This window comes from Mucilaginibacter kameinonensis (assembly GCF_003675385.1).
Lineage (GTDB): Bacteria > Bacteroidota > Bacteroidia > Sphingobacteriales > Sphingobacteriaceae > Mucilaginibacter > Mucilaginibacter kameinonensis.
Genome location: NZ_RCWZ01000003.1, coordinates 381239 through 400948 on the forward strand (window position 1 = coordinate 381239; position 19710 = coordinate 400948).

At 40.3% G+C, this 19710-nt stretch carries 18 protein-coding genes; 14 read left to right on the forward strand and 4 right to left on the reverse strand.

Features of this window, described 5'->3' with window-relative positions; genetic code table 11:
* Positions 1 to 391 precede the first annotated feature (391 nt).
* From EAH55_RS14845 to EAH55_RS14895, 12 genes are all read left to right on the forward strand, one after another.
* Positions 392 to 778 carry a response regulator gene (locus EAH55_RS14845; RefSeq protein WP_112570221.1) on the forward strand — a complete coding sequence of 129 codons (387 nt, stop codon included), beginning with the start codon at positions 392 to 394 and terminating at the stop codon, positions 776 to 778.
* A complete protein-coding gene (locus tag EAH55_RS14850) occupies positions 759 to 1847 on the forward strand; it encodes a sugar transferase (protein ID WP_121810352.1) in 1089 nt (362 codons plus the stop codon). The genes EAH55_RS14845 and EAH55_RS14850 overlap by 20 nt, the downstream gene beginning before the upstream one ends.
* A 4-nt stretch (positions 1848 to 1851) precedes the next feature.
* Positions 1852 to 2535, forward strand: coding sequence for a TolC family protein (locus EAH55_RS14855; RefSeq protein ID WP_121810353.1), 684 nt, complete (start codon positions 1852 to 1854; stop codon positions 2533 to 2535).
* Between the two features lie 3 nt (positions 2536 to 2538).
* On the forward strand, positions 2539 to 4704 hold the full coding sequence (locus EAH55_RS14860; RefSeq protein ID WP_121810354.1) for an exopolysaccharide transport family protein: 2166 nt from the start codon (positions 2539 to 2541) through the stop codon (positions 4702 to 4704).
* 47 nt (positions 4705 to 4751) lie between these two features.
* Entirely contained in the window at positions 4752 to 4889 is a 138-nt protein-coding gene (locus EAH55_RS30935; RefSeq protein ID WP_162996890.1) for a hypothetical protein, read from the forward strand.
* 29 nt (positions 4890 to 4918) lie between these two features.
* The gene (locus EAH55_RS14865) at positions 4919 to 6430 is read left to right on the forward strand and encodes an O-antigen ligase family protein (protein WP_121810355.1); all 1512 of its coding nucleotides are present in this window, start codon (positions 4919 to 4921) and stop codon (positions 6428 to 6430) included.
* Positions 6431 to 6434: 4 nt separating this feature from the next.
* Positions 6435 to 7049 carry an acyltransferase gene (locus EAH55_RS31285; RefSeq protein ID WP_114938142.1) on the forward strand — a complete coding sequence of 205 codons (615 nt, stop codon included), beginning with the start codon at positions 6435 to 6437 and terminating at the stop codon, positions 7047 to 7049.
* Between the two features lie 10 nt (positions 7050 to 7059).
* Entirely contained in the window at positions 7060 to 8403 is a 1344-nt protein-coding gene (locus tag EAH55_RS14875) for a lipopolysaccharide biosynthesis protein (RefSeq protein ID WP_121810356.1), read from the forward strand.
* A gap of 12 nt (positions 8404 to 8415) precedes the next feature.
* A complete protein-coding gene (locus tag EAH55_RS14880) occupies positions 8416 to 9633 on the forward strand; it encodes a glycosyltransferase (protein ID WP_121810357.1) in 1218 nt (405 codons plus the stop codon).
* A gap of 63 nt (positions 9634 to 9696) precedes the next feature.
* On the forward strand, positions 9697 to 10914 hold the full coding sequence (locus tag EAH55_RS14885; protein WP_121810358.1) for a glycosyltransferase: 1218 nt from the start codon (positions 9697 to 9699) through the stop codon (positions 10912 to 10914).
* A gap of 55 nt (positions 10915 to 10969) precedes the next feature.
* Positions 10970 to 13621, forward strand: coding sequence for a non-ribosomal peptide synthetase (locus EAH55_RS14890; RefSeq protein ID WP_121810359.1), 2652 nt, complete (start codon positions 10970 to 10972; stop codon positions 13619 to 13621).
* Between the two features lie 79 nt (positions 13622 to 13700).
* Positions 13701 to 14846 (forward strand): acyltransferase family protein, encoded by a 1146-nt coding sequence (locus EAH55_RS14895; protein WP_121810360.1) that lies wholly within the window; start codon positions 13701 to 13703, stop codon positions 14844 to 14846.
* Positions 14847 to 14849: 3 nt separating this feature from the next.
* Here the strand turns inward: EAH55_RS14895 and EAH55_RS14900 are convergent, their stop codons facing one another.
* Genes EAH55_RS14900 through EAH55_RS14915 form a run of 4 tightly spaced genes read right to left on the reverse strand, consistent with a single transcriptional unit; the run spans position 14850 to position 17403 of the window.
* Positions 14850 to 15401: a hypothetical protein gene (locus EAH55_RS14900; protein ID WP_114938148.1), complete on the reverse strand. Its 552-nt coding sequence runs from the start codon at positions 15399 to 15401 to the stop codon at positions 14850 to 14852.
* A gap of 14 nt (positions 15402 to 15415) precedes the next feature.
* Positions 15416 to 15751: an STAS domain-containing protein gene (locus EAH55_RS14905; protein WP_121810361.1), complete on the reverse strand. Its 336-nt coding sequence runs from the start codon at positions 15749 to 15751 to the stop codon at positions 15416 to 15418.
* Positions 15752 to 16891, reverse strand: coding sequence for a fused response regulator/phosphatase (locus EAH55_RS14910; RefSeq protein WP_121810362.1), 1140 nt, complete (start codon positions 16889 to 16891; stop codon positions 15752 to 15754).
* Between the two features lie 11 nt (positions 16892 to 16902).
* Positions 16903 to 17403, reverse strand: a complete 501-nt coding sequence (locus EAH55_RS14915) for a hypothetical protein (RefSeq protein ID WP_121810363.1) — start codon at positions 17401 to 17403, stop codon at positions 16903 to 16905.
* 78 nt (positions 17404 to 17481) lie between these two features.
* On the opposite strand from EAH55_RS14915, the gene EAH55_RS14920 reads away from it, so the two are divergent.
* Positions 17482 to 18405, forward strand: a complete 924-nt coding sequence (locus EAH55_RS14920; protein WP_121810364.1) for a glycosyltransferase family 2 protein — start codon at positions 17482 to 17484, stop codon at positions 18403 to 18405.
* The gene (locus EAH55_RS14925; protein WP_121810365.1) at positions 18402 to 19577 is read left to right on the forward strand and encodes a glycosyltransferase family 2 protein; all 1176 of its coding nucleotides are present in this window, start codon (positions 18402 to 18404) and stop codon (positions 19575 to 19577) included. The genes EAH55_RS14920 and EAH55_RS14925 overlap by 4 nt, the downstream gene beginning before the upstream one ends.
* Positions 19578 to 19710: the final 133 nt, after the last annotated feature.

Below are 19710 nucleotides of genomic sequence, written 5' to 3' on the forward strand. Positions count from 1 at the left end.
CCACTTTGGGGAATAACAGCTACCCGCCGTGGGAATAAATTCCTCGGTATTACTATTAACTTTCCGTTAATTTCTCATTTTTTTCACAACTATTCTTTACAAAACCCGTATAAAAGCCCATCAAGGCCATAATTACAATGGTTTTTTATTTGAGGAATGTTTTTTGCCTATAATTACAATGTAAAACAAATGGCAAAAATTGCTGAGCTGTTTATTTTTATACTTAGCTATCATTTAAAACAGCTTACAATTTCGTTTCTTTAGCATTAATAATATTTATTAATTTATATTTTTTGATATTATCTAATTTTTACGATAAAAAAAATAAACACGACACATCAACAATAAATTAACTGCTTACTATTATAAATTAAACCCCAATTAATTAAGCATGAAAAGAACGCTACTTATAGTGGATGATGATTTGAGTATATTAAAATTGCTTAACTTCATTCTTTCAAAAGAATATGATATTGTAGTTAAAAATAATGGTATCGAAGCTTTTAGCTGGCTTGAAGACGGCAACATGCCCGAATTGATCATATCAGATCTTCAGATGCCTTATTTTGACGGGCAATCATTCGTAAAAAATGTTAAGATCAGTGGCTTTTACCGCGATATCCCGGTAATACTGCTTTCTGCAGCCCACGATCTTGATGCACAGGTAAGCGCCATGCCTTTTAAGGTTGATGCTTTCATACACAAACCATTTAACCCAACCGCATTAAAAACAGCCATTAACCAAGTTTTACAAGTTTATGAATCATCAAACATCTGATTGGAACGAAAGTTCAGGTTCTAACATCAGGATAGCATACGCCGGTAGCGAGTTCAAAGAGAAAATCTCTAATGGCTTAAATGAGGGCTTCAAAATCGCGTATAACAATAGTATTGATCAGCTTAATGATTATTTAGGCGAGCAATCTATCTTATCCGTTCCGGATATTTTGTTGGTTGAGGTTGATGCCGAAGGTAAGTGGATTAAACTTGTTGAAGAGGTTAAGAAAAGCTTCCTTTTAAATGGTTTGATCATTGTATTGCTTTCAACAAAAAATGATAAAGCCCTGAAGCAACAAGCTATTAAATTAAAAGTGCATGACTTTTACGGTGAGCCATTTTCAATCAGTGATCTGCGCGAAAGGCTTAACTTTTTGGTACGCTTTAAACTGATAAAACCCAAATTGGTTGAGCTATCAAAAGTAGTTGACACAACATATAAAATGCCAGCTGGCAAACGCCTTATTGATCTGGTAATTTCAGGCGGTATGATGCTGGTATTGTCTCCGGTTATGCTGATTGTGGCTATCCTGATCAAACTGGATTCAAAAGGCCCGGTATTTTACAAAAGCAAACGTGTAGGTACAGGTTATAAAGTATTTGATTTTTATAAATTCAGGTCAATGCGTACCGATGCCGATCAGTTGCTTGCCAAATTATCGGCAGAAAATAACCAATATGCGTCTGAAGCTGGCGATAATAAAGTGGCTTTCGTAAAAATCAAGAATGATCCGCGCATCACTAAATTGGGGAATTTCCTGCGCAACTCAAGTCTGGACGAATTGCCTCAATTGTTTAATATTTTACGTGGCGATATGTCTGTAGTTGGTAACAGGCCGCTGCCACTGTATGAGGCTGAGATGCTTACGTCAAACGAGTGGTCGATGCGTTTCCTGGGCCCTGCCGGTTTAACAGGCTTATGGCAAATCAGTAAACGAGGTAAAGAAGACATGTCTGAACGCGAAAGGAAAAAATTAGACAACTTTTATGCTCAGAAATATTCAATTTGGTTAGATTTAAAAATTATTGTGGGCACCGTTCCCGCACTATTCCAAAAAGAAAAAGTATAACTCTATGCCTGTGAAACTAAAGCTCACGTATCTTTCTATCATCGTTCTTTTTTTTACCAGCCGTGTACAAGCGCAGCAAAGTTCATTTATAAATGACGTTAACTATCCGTTCCTTGAAAAATTGATAGCCACCGCCAAAAAGAACTATCCTGAAGTTAAAGCAAGGCAAAGCCAGGTAAATGCCGCTAAAGGTCTTTACAATTCAACGGTATTTTCATGGCTTGAAGGTGTAACGGCATCTTACATTTATAGCCCGCAAAACTCAATCAATCTTTCGCAGCCCACAATATTTAAAGGCTACCAGATAGCCATATCATTAAATATAGGCCAAATGTTTTCAAGACCGGGAGCTATCCGCCAGGCAAAAGAAACCTACAAAGTAGCTGAATATCAGCAGGCAGCATATTTATTAACCCTTGAGGCACAGGTTAAACGTTTTTACTTCGCTTATCTTGAAGCACAGGCCGAACTAAGGCTACGTGCCAATGCCGTAATAGATGCCGAAACTGCGGTTAAGCAATTAAAATATGCATTCCAAAAAGGTGAAACAACTTTTCAGATTTATAACGAACAACTTAACAGTTTATACAACCAAAACTCCTTTAAAGTACAAGCTGAATTAGCGACATTTACAGCCAAGACCAATCTTGAAGAATTATTGGGTACTAAATTAGAAGACGTTAAGTAAACGATGGAGATAGGCAATTTTTTCACTCTACTAAAGAAATACAGAACTACGCTGATTATAATACCGCTTGTAGCGGTTATAGCATCGTTTTTTCTCGTAAAAAATCTACCCGATAGCTACCAGTCGCATGCCGAAATTGCTACCGGTATTATTGATGCTTCCAGGCACCTTCTTGATAAAGATAACACTGCCAACGTGCAGGAGCAGCAGGTTTACCGCGAATTCAGCAACCTGATTGCCATCATGAAACTAAAGAAACTTATTGACCAGGTTTCTTATTCGCTCATGATCCATGATCTGACTGATCCTTATCCTTTTCGCAAACCAAGTAAGGAATTACTCGAACTGCACTCCTATGAAAAGGACAATGTATTAGCCATTTTAAAAAAGAAATTTGCTACCCTCGAGCCATTATCTGTTTATGATAAAACTGAAAACTACGTTGTAGGACTGCTCAGGTCAATGAAATACGATGAGCGCAACATCATGAAAGACATCGTGATTATGCGTAACGAAGACAGTGATTTTATATCAGTGAGCTTTGATTCAGAAAACCCTCAGCTTTCTGCTTTTGTCGTAAACACATTGTGTAAACAGTTTATTGATTACTACACCCAGAGTGTAAAGCAAAACGAATCAAACGCGGTAACATTTTTATCAAACCTGTTAGATGCTAAACGTAAAGCACTTAGCGATCAAACCGGCAAATTGCAGCAATATAAAATTGAAAACGGTGTACTGAACCTCGATGAGCAATCAAAAGCTATTTTTGGCCAGATCATGGTTTACAACGACAAAAAGTTGCAGGCCGATAAAGATATGATAGCCAACCAGGGTGCTATCGACGCTATCAACCAAAAGTTTACGCCTGATGACCGCAAATATGTTGAAGCTGTAACCAACAAATACAACCAGGCTATTATTTCTACCCAGGAGCAGCTGCATACTCTTGAAGATCAGTATGTGCGAAGCGGGTTTAATAACAAGTATAAAGAATCAATTGACTCCTTACAGCGACAACTGTCAAATCAGATTAATTTAACATCTGATAAATACATTACCAATCCACTTATAGCTAAAGATGATCAGATCAAACAAAAGCTTACACTTGAGGTTTCCCGTGATTTGGCCAAGTATAGCATCAAATCAATAGAAAATGAATTGGCAAATCTGAACGCTAAGTTTTCAAAATTGGTTCCGTTTGATGCCAAAGTAAAAACCTATGATTTTGATATTGACATTGCAGGTAAAGAATATCTTGATGTATTAAACAAATACAACGAAACCAACCTGCGTTCAAGCGTTTCGATAAAACTTATCCAGGTTGAAATGGCCCAGCCAGATGTGGCCCAGCCATCCAAAAAAATGCTGCTTATTATTCTGAGTGGTATAGGCAGTTTATTTGCCTGTGTTTTTTGGCTGTTTGTGTTATTTTATATTGACGATACCATTAAGCACCCTACCGAACTGGTTAATAAAACCCAACTGCCATTATTGGGTTACTTAAACAAGATAAGCGGTGAAAACCTGGATTTGCGTAAGCTTTGGGATGTTGAACACCGGGATAAGATGAAAACCTTTAAGGAGCTGTTACGCTCTATAAGGTTTGAAATTGACCAGGAGTTAAGGGGCGAAAAAGTGTTAGCCATAACAAGCATTGAACCTTCTGAAGGTAAAACCCTGCTTGCCATAAGTTTGGCTTACTCTTATTCAATGATTAACAAAAGGGTATTGTTAATTGACGGTAATTTCAATAATGCTACCATAAGCAACACAGCTCAACCCCAGATTTATCTGGAAGATTATTTTAAAAATAATCCAAACGCGCAGCAGGAAATAAGCAGTGCAAGCACTACTGTTTTAGGTAATCGCGGTGGCGATGTAACCCTGCTTGAAATTGGTAGCGAAGCGTTTGTAAAAAACAGGTTTGACGATTTGCGCTCTAAATACGATGTTGTGATCATTGATACAGCCCCGCTTACGGCGCTTAATAAATCAAAAGAGTGGTTGTTATTTGCTAATAAAACCATAGCGGTATTTGAGGCTAATAAAAAGATCACTAATCCTCAAAAGCAATACATAACTTATTTGAAAGGGCTCGAAAACAAGTTTGCGGGTTGGGTACTCAATAAAACTGAATACAATCAGAAAAAAGAGAAGAATTCTTAATTGGTTGCTTGCTGCAAGGCATTGTTTAACTATTAATACTACTTAAAATGAGAATAGACCCTCCTAAACGAGAAAAGGATCCATTTGAAGATTTAAGTCCGCTTCAAAAAAAAACGCGCAAAGCGGCTATAGTATTTGCATTTATTGGTGTGTTTGTATGGGCTGTAAAAATCCTGTTCCTGTAATTTTTTAAAAAGCATTTCTATTCTACTGCATGCGTAATGAACAAACAGGCAATACTGGAGTTAAGCAAAGCTTTTGGAAAAACCTTATGGTTCAAAAGTTTTCGCATCCCTTTGCGCTGCTTTTTCTGCTGATCACTTCACTTGCCATAAGCTTTTTAACTTATAAGCTCGAATTTATAGGTGTGGGTGCTGTTTTGGCATTAACCATAGGCTTGCCTATCGTATTCGCAATTACTGTTTATCCCGAATTCGGGATCTGCGCGCTAATTATAGCTGCATTTTTTATCAGCTACGTTTCGGAATTTTTACCCGATCAGGTTCCTATTGGTACTCTGATGGACGTAACAACCTACCTCCTCATCCTCGGTTTTTTTATTAAACAACGTACAGAACGGAACTGGACCTACTTCAAAAATCCAATCAGTTACATGATATTGGTGTGGTTGGCGTACAATATGCTCGAATTTGTAAATCCATCTGCCGAATCAAGGCTGGCCTGGATTTATACAGTGCGTACAGTAGGCTTTATCATGCTCATGTACTACGTTTTTGTTTACCAGATCCGCACGGTAAAGTTTATTAAAACCCTACTGAAGCTTTGGATCTTCCTGGATATACTGGCCGGAATCTCTGCTTTCCAACAAGAAAACATTGGCTTTTTCCCATTCGAACATAAGTATCTGTACGCCGACCCATTGCGTGTAAGCTTGCTATTTATTAACGGGCACATGCGTAAGTTTGGCATCTTTTCGGATCCGGTTACGTTTTCGTATAACATGGTTATTGGCGCGCTGCTTTGCGTTGTGTTGCTTATGGGTGATATTCCGCTTAGGCGCAAGGTAACCCTGGGTTGTATCGCTGGTTTCTTTTTGTATGTGATGCTTTACTCTGGTACCAGAGCTGCTTACGTATTAGTGCCGGGAGCACTTTCAATGCTGGCTGTGTTAAACTTTAACCGGCGGGTTTTAACCTTTACGCTCGTGGCAGGTGCCTTATTGGGTATTTTGATTGTGATGCCAACATCAAACCCTTTGATCAAACGTTTTCAAACAGCTTTCAATCCTTCTGATGACCCATCCTATAATGTACGCGCTGAAAATCAGAAGAAGATCAAACCTTTTATCCTCTCCCATCCTATCGGCGGTGGCCTGGGGTCCGTAGGTGTTTGGGGCAGGAAGTTTTCGCCAAATTCGATGCTGGCTAAATTCCCACCAGATAGCGGTTATGTACGTGTTTCCGTTGAAATGGGCTGGGTGGGCCTCATACTATTTTGCACGCTCTTCTTCGTGGTACTCAAAACGGGGATCAACTTTTATTTCAGTATTAAAAACCCGGAGCTCAAAAATTATTGCCTGGCCATGTTGCTTATTCTTTTTGCGTTCAACATAGGTAACTTTCCTCAGCAGGCACTCGTTCAATATCCATCAAACATCCTGTTTTACCTGGCCATATCTATTCTTGTAGTATGCAAGCGCATTGATGATCAGGAACAGGAAGAATTAAAAAAGAAAAACAGTACAGAGACAATACTAATTAACTAAGCAGATGTCATTTGTATCATCCATAAAATCAAATCCGAAATTAAAAAAATTAGTCCACTGGATGCTGATCCCTCCCGGTCAATCAAGGCCGAGGCTTTGGGTAAGGCTAATACTTAACCGTTTTTTTCATGAGCGAGGTAAAGGCAGCGTTGTACGACGTAATGCACGGATGGACCTTTTTCCATTCAATAAATTCGCTCTCGGTACTAAAAGTATTGTAGAAGATTTCGCGGTGATCAACAACGGAGTTGGCGATGTTTTCATAGGCGAAGGATCGGGCGTTGGCATCAGCACCGTAATCATTGGCCCGGTTAAAATAGGTAATTTCAGCATGACTGCTCAGCACGTTGTTATCTCGGGACTTAACCACGGGTATCAGGATGTAAGTATTCCGCCACGTCATCAAAAGGTAACCACCAAACAAATTACTATCGACGATAACGTATGGATAGGCGCTAACTGCGTGGTAACAGCCGGGGTAACTATTGGTAAGCATTCGGTTATTGGGGCTGGCAGTGTAGTAACACGTGATATCCCGCCATATTCGGTAGCTGTAGGCAACCCCGCCAAAGTAATAAAACAGTATAATTTCACAACTCAAACGTGGGAGAAAGCGTAAAACGATATACATGGGTTTATTTAAAAAGTTAATAAACAAACACACGCTTTCGCTGGCAACCAACGCGGTTTTGCCGGTTTTGGGAATGGTAATATTATCATTGCTGGCCCGCAGGTTGAGCAAGCCTGACTTTGGTAATTACGTATTTTTCCTGATCGTATTTACGCTGGCAGATACCTTCCGCACAGGCTTCCTTCAAACTTCGCTCATTAAATTCTATTCGGGCTCAACGGTTGAACGGATGAAAAATATCTCCGGATCAACCTGGTTTCTTGGCTTCAGCATCACTTTGGTATTTGCTGTTGTCAACCTGTTGATCTATCTCATTTATAGAAACCCCGATGCGGATATAGCCATTACGCTTAAATGGTTCAGTTTAATCTATTTTTGTACGCTGCCATCGGCGGTTAGCCTTTGGATCCTGCAGGCCGAAGAACGCTTTGATAAAATGTTCATTCTGCAATTAATGAACCAGGGAGGTTTCCTTGTTTTGGTGGTTGCATTAGCTATTGCAGGAAAATCAAACTTTGAAACCACTATTTACTCCTACTTTGCAGCGAACCTGTTAAGCAGTATCATTTGCATTATCATAGGGTGGACCAAAGTAAAAACCATAGCTCACAGAAGCTGGGATACCATCAAAGAAATGGCCCATTTCGGGAAATTCAGTGTAGGGACATCCATAAGCTCGTACCTACTCAGGAGTTCAGATACACTGATTGTAAAGCCAATGTTCAGCCCGGATTTGCTGGCAGTTTACTATATCCCGCAAAGGCTCATGGAGATATTTGAAATCCCGTTAAGGGCTTTCATATCTACAGCTTTGCCCGCCATGTCGGCCGCTGTACAACGTGGCGACAAAAAGCATGTAACCTACATCATGAAAAAATACGCGGGCATGCTTACTATGGCGCTTACCCCTATCGCTATAGTTTGTTTCGCCGCTGCCGATCTCATTATCGGGCTAATATTTGGTGCTAAATATCAGCACTCTGATGCCGGTAATATTTTCAGGATTTTCATGTGCTACGTAATGCTCCTGCCTATCGACAGGTTTTTTGGGATCACGCTTGATATTATTAACAAGCCGCATCTTAACATGATAAAAGTGTTCCTGATGCTAACGGTTAACGTTATTGGTGATTTTACCGGTATCCTGGTATTTCACAGCCTTTATGCCGTTGCCATTGCATCTATTTTTACATTTTTTACAGGTGCCATATTTGGTTACTGGGCATTAAAGAAAAACCTGCAATTTAAAATATCCGACATCTTTGTTTTAGGTTACATCGAACTAAAAGAACTCATTGGTGTCGTGATTGGCAAAATCAAAGGAAAACAACTAACCGAATAGCAAGCTATATTTATGGAGCTAAAAAACCGGCATATCGTTATATTCTCGCAGATGCAGTTTGATAGCCGACTGGAATCAACCAACTATACCATGGCCAAACATTTGGCTAAGGATAATTTTGTATACTACGTTGACAGGCCGTACACCTGGAAAGATTATATCCAGTTTAAAAACACGCCTGGATACAATGCCCGCAAGCCGCATTTTTTTTCGCCCAAGGATAGTTTTATCCAAACGGAGATCCCGAATTTAAAGATCATCATAACACCTCCCGTACCTTCTATAAATTCGTTGCCTGAGGGCGCCATTTACCGGTTGGCCTTGAAAGTAAACGAAGGGATTGTAGCAGGCAGGCTCAACAAGGTTATTAAACACCTGGGGATTAAAGATTATATCTTCATTAACTCCTACGCGTTTTACTATCCCACCATGCACCGGTTGCTAAAGCAAAAACCGTTGCTTAAGGTTTATCACTGTGTTGATCCGCTGATTGAAGAATACCAAACCCGTCATGGCCTTATATCCGAAGATATTTTGGTGAAAGATATGGATATGGTGATCAGCACCAGCAAAGAGTTGAGTAATATCAAGGGAAAACTTAACCCTAACTCCTATTTTGTACCTAATGCAGCCAATATCAGCCACAGCCAAAAAGCTCTTGATCCGGCTTTGCCCATTGCAGAGATCCTGTCGGATGTTAAAAAGCCCATCATTGGCTATTTCGGCAATATTGAACGCCGTATTGATTACGATCTGCTCTCACAACTAACGGCGCAAAACCCGGATAAAAGCTTTGTTTTTGTTGGACCTGTTGATATAGATTACGAAAACAATCCTGCTTTTAATGCCCCCAATGTTTTCAAAAAAGGCGCGGTGCCTTATGAACTGTTACCTGCCGTGCTCAAAGGCTTTGATGTTGCTATTATTCCTTTTAAAAAGGATGATGTAAGCAGTTCTATTTTTCCGCTTAAATTATTCGAATATCTTGGCTCTGGTCGCCCTGTAGTGATCACAGATTTTAACGGTGACCTGGAAGAATTTACAGGCGATACAGTGTACATCTGCAAAAATGCTGACGAATTTACTGCCGCAATTAACCTATCGTTAAACGATACTCCTTTTTTACAGCAAAAAAGATTAAAAGTAGCAGCACAAAATACCTGGGAGCACCGTATAACAGAGATCAAAAGCCTGCTGGCAACAAATTTGAATAATAAGCAGAAAGGTTAAAATTTAGAGAAACATACCTGTTACTTATAAATTAATATAAAACAGGGATTATCATCAAAACACATGGAAATCATCAAATTCATTGCATCTGTTGTCGCCATTTTGCTGTTTATATACCTTGGGGTATATAGCTTGTACTTGTTTGTGTTCTCTGTACTGGGGAAATTAATCCCCATTAAACAGCCGGTTACGGCAACTAAGCTCAGCAAATTCATTGTTTATATCTGCGCTTATAAAGAAGATGAAATTATTTTAAACTCGGCGGCAGCAGCCTTAACTATCGACTATCCGAAAGATATGTTTACGATTTGCGTGATTGCCGATTCCATGAAACCTGAAACCATTGTTAAATTAAAGCAAATGCCGTTGCAGGTGGTTGAGGTAGTTTTTGAAACCAGTACCAAATCAAAAGCGTTAAATAAAGCCATTGAAAATACAGCAGCGGGTTACGATGCCGCCGTTGTTTTTGATATTGATAATATTGCAGCTCCTGATTATTTGCACCAGATCAATAATTATTTACAGGCAGGCCATCTTGTGGTTCAGGGCCATCGCGTTGCAAAAAACTCAAACACCCAGGTAGCAATACTTGATGCGGTAAGCGAAGAAGTTAACAATCACATTTTCAGGAAGTCGCAGCAGTTATTTAAGTTTTCGGCTGCAATTATCGGCTCAGGGATGGCTTTAGAATACAAGCTTTTTGTGAATGTAATGTCGCGTATTGATGCTGTAGGCGGATTTGATAAAGAAATGGGGTTACTACTCACCCGCGATAAGATCCACGTTGCCTATGCCGAAAAAGCGTACATCTATGACGAAAAAGTAAGTAACCCGGCAGTATTTGAAAAGCAGCGTAAACGCTGGCTTTCGGCTCAATTTAACCTGCTTAAAAAATATGGCGCTACCGCTCCTGCTCAGTTTTTCCGCGGCAATTTTGATTATGTGAACGAGATTTACCAGATGGCAATCCTGCCGCGCGTGCTGATGCTGGGCCTGATGCCGTTGATGTTACTGATCTCATTTTTCACTCCGGGCATCGGTCCGCACTGGCATTTATGGCTTGGCGCAACTGTGGCCTGTTACCTTGGTATCATAGTTGCCATACCGACATCGTTCTACAACGGAAAACTTTTAACGGCTATGCTTAAACTACCACTTATATTTTTCACCATGTTCCTGCTGTTGTTTAAACTTAAAGGAGCAAACAAAAAGTTTATTCATACGCCGCATGATCACGCTCCTACAGAACCCGTAAACAACGAAGCAACTGCAGTTAAATAACGGAAACAAGATTGATAATTAATTGAACCAGGAATAATATAGCATATAAACAATTATGGATGCCCCTCTGAATACCGACGTTATAAGCATGTTAAACAATACTGCTGTAGATTATCCAAAAGAAAAGGCTCTTATCCATTTAACCGCGGCTGCTGCAAATCAGTATCCGGATAAAGTGGCGCTGAAATTTCATGAACGTATTTTAACCTATAAGGCGCTAAATGAGGCCGCCAACAAGCTGGCCGGTTACCTGATTGATCAGGGCCTTAAAAGAGGTGATGTTGCCGGTGTAGCACTTGACCGCTCGCCCGAAATGGTGATATCGCTCTTAGCCGTTATGAAAGCCGGTGCCGCATACGTACCACTTGACCCTGAATATCCGAAAGACCGTATCGAATTTATGCTGGAAGATTCATCAGCCAAAATTCTGATCACTTCTGAAAAATATCATAATCACTTTGCTGCAAACTCAATTGAGGTTTTGATTGAGGCGGCATTAGAGAAATTTCCATCATATCCTGTTACCGAACCTGAAACCGGCGTAAGCGGCGAAGACCTTGCTTATATCCTGTATACATCAGGCTCAACCGGTAAACCTAAAGGTGTACAGATCCGGCACTTTAACCTGATTAACTTTTTATTAAGTTGCCAAAAGGTACCAGGCATGACTACTGCCGATAAGGTACTGGCTGTAACAACCATCTCTTTCGACATTGCCGGTTTGGATTTATACCTACCGCTGATAACCGGTGCAGAGCTTTTGTTAGCCGATTCGGCTACGGCAAAAGACGGCCGTGCCCTGGTTGACCTGGTTAAAGCAGAAGATGTGACTGTAATGCAGGCCACTCCTTTTACCTGGCGCATGATGCTGGTATCCGGCTGGGACAGCAAATTGCCGTTAAAGGTGTATTGTGGTGGCGAGGCGTTTCCAAAGGATTTAGTTACACAACTTTTGCCCAAATGTGAGGAGATCTGGAACCTTTACGGCCCAACTGAAACAACCATTTACTCCACCATAAAACAGATTACCAGCGATGAAGATATCACCATTGGTAAACCTGTTGCCAACACCCAGATCTATATTTTAGACGAGGCACTTAATAACCTTACCGATGGTTCAATAGGTGAGATTTATATCGGCGGTGATGGTGTTGCTGTTGGTTACCTTAACCGTGCAGAATTATCGGCCGAGCGTTTTGTGAAAGATATATTCTCAACCGTTGAAGGCGCCCGCATGTACCGTACCGGCGACCTGGGCAAGATAAGGCAGGATGGCGAAATTGTTTGCCTTGGCCGTATCGACCACCAGGTTAAGGTGCGTGGTTACCGCATTGAGCTGGAAGAAATTGAACAAAACCTGTTAAAGCAGAATAATATTAAACAGGCCGTAGTTATAGCCCGTGAAGATACTCCGGGAATGCCACGCCTGGTAGCTTACGTAATTACGCCTGAGCCTAAAGAAGGCCTCGACCTTAAAAACCAGTTTGATGCATGGCAAAAAGGCTTGCTGGAAGTTTTACCTGAATACATGGTTCCGGATGATTTTGTGGTGATGAACGCGATACCTATTACTCCAAACGGTAAAATAGATCGTAAGGCATTACCTAAGCCCGATTATAACATCATATATCGTGAAGGTGAATTTGTTGCCCCACGTACCGATAACGAAAAGTTAGTTGCCAAAATATGGCAGCAAAACATGGGTATTGAGCAGATCAGTATCCTGGATAATTTCTTTGAATTGGGTGGTCGTTCATTAGTTGCGGTGAAAATCATGGCCGCTATTGAGCAGGAAACCGGCAAGCGTTTACCGTTAGCTACCCTATTTGAGCACGCGACAATCGAAAAACTTGCCGCGCGACTTGAGGGCGATGAGGTGATCAGCTGGGAATCGCTGGTGCCTATTAAGCCAACTGGCAGTAAAATGCCTTTGTATATTGTTCACGGTGCAGGCTTAAATGTATTATTATTTAATGCCCTTGCCATGAATATGGATGCCGAGCAACCGGTTTACGGCTTGCAGGCCCGCGGTTTGAACGGCATTGATGAACCTTTGGACGTAATGGAAGAGATAGCAGCAAACTATATTGCCGAGATCGTAGCTAAAAACCCCGAAGGGCCGTATGCATTGGCGGGTTATTCATTAGGTGGTATTATCGCCTACGAAATGGCAAATCAACTTATAGCGGCCGGCAAAGAGGTTAAAATGGTTGCCATGTTTGATACTTATGCTGATCGCTCAGATATAAACGACAGCAAGGCTAAAAAGATAGTTGATAAAACAACGCTTCGTGCTAAGCAATTCGCCCACAGCTTTGTGCTACTGGCCGAAGACCCTAAACGTACCATTGAGTACAAAGGATTGATGCTTAAGCGCCAGATGATTAAACTTTATTGGAAGGTATTTAAGCCTAACCAAAAACGCGAAGGTTTTTTTGCTTATGATAACGAGATTGATGAGGCAAGCGAAAAAGCATTACGCAACTACGTATTGAAACCGTTAAACATAACCCTCGACCTATTCAGGGCTAAAAAGCGGACTTTTTATATGGAAGATTTTGAGTTTTTAGGCTGGAAACCGTTCGCGATTAAAGGTGTGAATGTACACGAGATTCCGGGTGAGCACAACACCATATTTGCTCCGCCAAATGACAAGGAATTTGCCGAAGTACTGCAGAAGTGTCTGGACAGGGTGGCAAAAAGTTAAGCCAACCGTCACATATCTGCCAATAAACCAACCGTGTTAAAACTTTTAGTTAAAATTAGCTTTACCGACGGTGCTACTTATGAATACTACTACTACCGAAAAGAATTTAAAATCAACAGGCAAAGCAAGAGTTTATTTCTCCAATTTAAATGGAGTAAGGGCTCTTGCTGCGCTTATGGTAGTGATATCCCATATCGAGCTGCATAAGGTTGATTTTCACGTAGCGCGGATCCCTCACCTGACAATACTAAATTTTGGCAAAACAGGCGTTACCATCTTCTTTGCACTAAGCGGGTTTCTGATAACCTACTTATTGTTAGAAGAAAAGCGCAATTTTTCGGCAGTAAACTTTAAAGCCTTTTATGTAAGGCGTATGCTCCGGATCTGGCCATTGTATTTTTTATTGGTGGTTGTAGGCTTTTTTATCTATCCGGGAACAGGCGTAACAACGGGACTTTGGTTATCTGTATTTTTTATGCCTAACCTGGCATTCTGCCTGCAAATGCTGCCGGAAATTTTCAATCCTATCTGGTCGATAGGTACTGAAGAACAATTCTATATTTTTCACCCGCATTTCTTCAGGATAAAGAAGCCTAAAAACATCCTTTATGCCTTCCTGATTTTCATTGTATTGATTTGGGCATTACAGTTAAGCATTAACAACCTTAATCATGAAAACCCTGTTTGGAAAATATTCAGCCAGTTTTTTTATTATGCCCGTTTTGACAACATGATGATTGGCGCGGCTGTGGCCGTTATATTTCATAATACAAGGCACCCATCGTTTAAATTTAAATTGCAGCCGCTGTTTGATCTGATGTTTAAGCCTTATATGCAGGTGACGCTATCCATTATTTTTCTGGCGTATGTTTACCTGTATTTAGTCCATGACATCCCACACGGTGATGTTCCGCTGGCTGTCATTTCCTCGCTGCTTATTGTTAACCTTTGCCAGGCCGAAACCAGCATTTATACCATAAAAAGTAAAACACTTGATTATATAGGGCAGATCTCGTATGGTATTTACCTCCTGCACAAATACCCCCTGTTTTTAACCCTGTACCTTGTACATAATTATGTCCCAACTATGAATATGGTTATGCAAAACGTAATCATATATACCGTCACCGTTGGCTGTGCTATTGGACTGGCTTCATTGTCATACTTTGGGTATGAGAAACCTTTCCTCAACATTAAAAAACGTTTTCAGAAAATAACGCAGTAATATTTACCGCTGTTTAAGTTCAATTACCGAGGTAAAGGTATTTATCCCGGTACCAGGTTTATGCTTGTAATCAAAGGCGTCGCTGGCGCGCGCGATGATCATGAGGCCGTAGTGTTCGTTCAACCCCATAACAGTTTCTTTACTAACGTATTGCACATCAAAATCTTCGGTAAAAAACTCCAGGTGATTGCTGTTTTTCACCCGTCCCTTCAATGTACCAAAGTCATCCCCATAAATGGCAATTTCGTTTTGGGCCAGTTTGTTGGTTAACAGCGGCCAGGTCAGTATCGCCTGGCGGGTATTAATTTGCAGCGGTTTTCCCTTATCCTGTTTACTGATATATAGTTTATTGCTTTTCAGATCAACCCCGATATTGGTTACGTCGGTCCCCATGTGCTTAAGTGAGTTGGTAAGCAATTCAATCAGGATAGTTTTTATCCTGAAATCCGCGTCGTCATCAACTATATCTTTCGCAATATTTTTTATATAGCCGATGATCTGCACTGTTAAAGGATAAATACCTTCGGTTTCATTATTAAAAACAAACTTTTTCAAGGTGGTAAATTAATTTATGCCCCGGTTAAAGCCTCCTGTGTATTTGTATATATCTTGAACACTTTGTCAAGTCGCACCAATTGAAACAATGATCTGATATCGCTATTTAAACCAACCACGGCAATATCACCTCCGTTGTTCATGGCCAGTTTAAGTGCCGATACCAGCGCACCTAAAAAAGAACTATCTACGTATATCACCTGCTCAAAGTTTACTATAACATACTTATTTCCACTATTGATGAGACTGTGCAATTCTGCCTTAAACTGATCGGCATTTGATAAATTGGCCTCTTTAAGCTGTATGTCCGCTATTAGTGCATTATCAAGCAAATGTGTACGTAGTATCATTTAACTGTTTTTTTGAATAAATATTAAACTGCAATCGTCAATTTGTTCATTGGCCTTTTCATTTAAAAAGCCATCATTTTTTAAGGTCATGAATGAATCAGATTTACCAAGATATCTCTCAATTTCGCTGGTAAAGCTATTCAAATCGGTTTTCTTACCTGCAGGCGTTTCTTTATCAATTAATCCATCAGTTATCATCATTAACTGATCGCCGGGCCGCATGGTAAACAGATGCTCATCAAAACCACCTTGTTTACTAACTCCAAGCAGTAGCCCAGCTGAAGAGATCCGGTCAAGCCTATTTTTGGCCTTGCAGAAATACAAGAGCGGTAAATCGCCCGCACCGGTGTAACTCAACTCCTCACTTTCCGCATCAATCATAATAAGCGACAGTGTTGATAATACTTCGCTCACAACCGGATCATGATAAATGACCGAATTGATCTTTTGCATGATGCTTCTGGTCGATACATCACCTTCCGAAACACATAACCTTACCGCAGCCCTTATATAACTCAGATAACCAAACGAAAAAAACCAGGCTCCCCACTTTTTCCCCATAACATCGCCCAGGATAATAAAAGTGTACCTGTTATTAATAGATATCACATCAATAAAATCTCCGCCCGGGTAATTCTCGAATGATTTGTGCCAGAAATCAATTTCAAAACCATTTATGCGGGGCGTTTCTTTCGGAACTGAATATAGATTTAGCGCCATCGCGGCACTGCTTAGTTCACGTATAGTATGCTCATGCCTTTCGCGAATGCTGTTCAGGAAATTATTGATCTTTGAAATGACAAAGGCTATCGGCGTATCCTTATCAATATAATCAATAACATCGAGACTCATCCCGGCTATCATATGATCATGATCAGTAACCGATGTTAAAAACATAAAGGGAATGTTCTTAAACTCCGGCACGGCCATTAAACTTTGCCTGAACTCAAAACCATTAACACCCGGCATCTGGTAATCAGACAGGATCAGGTCGGGGATATCATTTTTAAGCAATGCAAAGGCTTCCTCCGCATTATTCGCTTTATGGCAAATGAAACCCTCTTTTTCCAAAGCCCGGCCAATAACCTTTAAAACAAGCGGGCTATCATCAACCAGTAATATTTGGGACTGCTTCGGCATAATTCAGATATTCAGGAATTGCTTTTTCGCAGTAAAGCGTTTATAAACAAATATACGCCTGTTAACACGATTAATACCGATATAACATCCATTAAAGTTATACCATCATCCTTTGTAAAATAAAAAATGGTAAACATTTCAAAGTACGGCGGCGCAGGCATGATGATCATGGCTAAACCAAGTACAATCATCGTAATGGCTATCCCTATCAAAACAGCATGCTTTAACTTTTCCTGCAGCCGGTGCTTTTTTGCCTGACGACTATCAACCGGGTGCTGGGCCAGCAAAAACTCAAGGTTATTTACCATGTCCAAACGGCTCTGATCCTCATCTACTTCGCTAAAGGCATCGAATTTTTGAGGAGAAGGATTAGGCTCAATGGCGTTATTTATTTTTTGCTGTATTGCCCTAATATATTCTTTATCAATATTTCCTTTTTTTAGCAGTAGAACCAGCTCATCAACTTTGGTATCAAGCAGCACTTCATCATTATTTGGCAGTTTATTCTTCAAAGGAATATCGTAGTATAATTTGGTTAACTTTTACTGATATTAGCCGTAAAAAGCTTTATTGATAATAACCCCTCTCAGATGAAAAAAGTTTCCGTTGTTACCGTAAATTTCAATCAGCCTACTGTTACAGAAGAAATGTTATTATCGATTAAAAATACGAGTACTTACAGCAATATGGAAATAATTGTTGTAGATAATGCGAGTAAAATAAATCCTGTACCCGATTGGAAAATAAAATATCCGGAAATAATATTTATCCGTTCGGACATTAACCTGGGTTTTGCAGGCGGTAATAACCTCGGACTTACCCTTGCCACAGGCGATTACATTTTCATGGTAAACAACGATACCGAGTTTACCCCAGGCCTGGTTGAAAAACTTACAGAGGTGATGGATGGCAATGCGGCCGTTGGCATGATATCGCCCAAGATCAAATATTTTAGCGATAAAAACCTGATCCAATATGCCGGCTACACACCCATGAATTATTATACCTGCCGTAATAGTGTTATTGGTTTAAAGCAAAAGGACGAAGGCCAGTTTGATCATATAACTGCCCCTACTGCTTATTGCCATGGGGCTGCCATGATGATCAGGAAAGAAGCTATTGAAAAGGCTGGTATGATGTGCGAAAACTTCTTTTTATACTACGAAGAGGTTGACTGGTGCGAACATATCATTAAAGCCGGTTTTAAAGCGTGGGTTTGTACTGATGCACTTATTTACCATAAAGAATCGGTTTCTGTAGGTAAAAAAAGCAAGCTTAAAGAGTACTTCATGAACCGCAACCGCATTCTTTTTACCCGGCGGAATGCGCCGTTGTTTAAAAAGATCTTCTTTTATTTCTATTTCCTGTTTTTAGTAGTGCCCCGAAACCTGGTCAATTATATTAAAGAGAAACAATACGGATTTATACCTATGCTTTTTAAAGCAGTATGGTGGAACTTTACTCATTCAAAAAACAGCAGCAATTTAGGATACCCCATTAATACCATAGCATGAAAATAATTTTAGCCATAAGCCTGTTCATTGTTTTTTACACTTTTGTTGGATACGGAATTTTCCTGTACATCATTATCAGGATCAAAAGAGTTTTTAAGGGAACGAAAGCACTCCCCGCAGAAAATCCGGATACGCTTCCTTCATGCACCCTGGTTATAGCTGCCTACAATGAAGAGTATTTTATTGAGCAGAAGATCAAAAACAGCCTCCAGTTAAATTATCCGGAAGGAAAACTGAAACTACTTTTTGTTACCGACGGCTCATCAGACAAAACACCTGATATTATTGCCCGGTACCCCCAGATACAATTATTGCACAAGCCCGAACGCGCGGGAAAAATTGCTGCCGTACACCGCGCTATGGAATATGTTGATACCGATGCAGTGGTATTTACCGACGCCAACACGTTTTTGAATAAGGATGCCTTAATAAAAATTTGCCGGCATTACAGCGATGCCACAGTTGGAGCCGTTGCCGGCGAAAAACGTGTACACATTGACGAAAACGCCGATGCCAGCGCAGCCGGTGAAGGTTTTTACTGGAAGTATGAATCGGCATTGAAGAAATGGGACTCCGAGCTATATTCGGTTGTGGGTGCTGCGGGCGAATTGTTTAGTGTACGCCGCTCATTATACCAACCTGTTGAGCCGGATACCGTACTTGATGATTTTATGATATCGATGCTGATAGCAGCCAAAGGCTACCGCATTGTTTACGAACCGGAGGCATATGCCACAGAAACCGCATCCGAAAATGTTTCGGAAGAGTTAAAACGGAAAGTGAGAATAGCAGCGGGCGGTATTCAATCTATACTAAGGCTTAAAAAACTATTTAATCCGTTCCCCTACCCGGTTTTATCATTCCAGTATGTTAGTCACCGGGTTTTGAGGTGGACAATCACCCCCTTCCTGCTTATCCTATCATTTATTTTAACCGTTGTATTGGCGCTTAAGCCAAACGAAACCGACATGCAATTGTTACTATTGGCACAGGTATTGTTTTATATATTGGCCTTGCTTGGGCTGCTTATGGAAAAGCGGCAACTGCGCATTAAAGTTCTTTTTATTCCCTATTACTTCTGCGTTATGAATTATGCGGTACTGGCCGGCATCATTCGCTATTTCAGTACGAAACAAAGCGCGGTTTGGGAAAAAGTACAACGGAAACAGTAAATAATTGATTATAAGTTAACAGGATAATTATTTTATAGTTTAATACATTGAATAAATAAAAAGGGGGCATCAAAATAATTAATATAAAGAAGATAGCATTAAGAGAATTTATCTTCAGTTGCTTTTTGAATTA

Bases quoted from the DNA above. Each gene is read 5' to 3' on its own strand.
- EAH55_RS14845 (WP_112570221.1), top strand. From the start codon at position 392: ATGAAAAGAACGCTACTTATAGTGGATGATGATTTGAGTATATTAAAA.
- EAH55_RS14850 (WP_121810352.1), top strand. From the start codon at position 759: ATGAATCATCAAACATCTGATTGGAACGAAAGTTCAGGTTCTAACATC.
- EAH55_RS14855 (WP_121810353.1), top strand. From the start codon at position 1,852: ATGCCTGTGAAACTAAAGCTCACGTATCTTTCTATCATCGTTCTTTTT.
- EAH55_RS14860 (WP_121810354.1), top strand. From the start codon at position 2,539: ATGGAGATAGGCAATTTTTTCACTCTACTAAAGAAATACAGAACTACG.
- EAH55_RS30935 (WP_162996890.1), top strand. From the start codon at position 4,752: ATGAGAATAGACCCTCCTAAACGAGAAAAGGATCCATTTGAAGATTTA.
- EAH55_RS14865 (WP_121810355.1), top strand. From the start codon at position 4,919: ATGCGTAATGAACAAACAGGCAATACTGGAGTTAAGCAAAGCTTTTGG.
- EAH55_RS31285 (WP_114938142.1), top strand. From the start codon at position 6,435: ATGTCATTTGTATCATCCATAAAATCAAATCCGAAATTAAAAAAATTA.
- EAH55_RS14875 (WP_121810356.1), top strand. From the start codon at position 7,060: ATGGGTTTATTTAAAAAGTTAATAAACAAACACACGCTTTCGCTGGCA.
- EAH55_RS14880 (WP_121810357.1), top strand. From the start codon at position 8,416: ATGGAGCTAAAAAACCGGCATATCGTTATATTCTCGCAGATGCAGTTT.
- EAH55_RS14885 (WP_121810358.1), top strand. From the start codon at position 9,697: ATGGAAATCATCAAATTCATTGCATCTGTTGTCGCCATTTTGCTGTTT.
- EAH55_RS14890 (WP_121810359.1), top strand. From the start codon at position 10,970: ATGGATGCCCCTCTGAATACCGACGTTATAAGCATGTTAAACAATACT.
- EAH55_RS14895 (WP_121810360.1), top strand. From the start codon at position 13,701: ATGAATACTACTACTACCGAAAAGAATTTAAAATCAACAGGCAAAGCA.
- EAH55_RS14905 (WP_121810361.1), bottom strand. From the start codon at position 15,751: ATGATACTACGTACACATTTGCTTGATAATGCACTAATAGCGGACATA.
- EAH55_RS14910 (WP_121810362.1), bottom strand. From the start codon at position 16,891: ATGCCGAAGCAGTCCCAAATATTACTGGTTGATGATAGCCCGCTTGTT.
- EAH55_RS14920 (WP_121810364.1), top strand. From the start codon at position 17,482: ATGAAAAAAGTTTCCGTTGTTACCGTAAATTTCAATCAGCCTACTGTT.
- EAH55_RS14925 (WP_121810365.1), top strand. From the start codon at position 18,402: ATGAAAATAATTTTAGCCATAAGCCTGTTCATTGTTTTTTACACTTTT.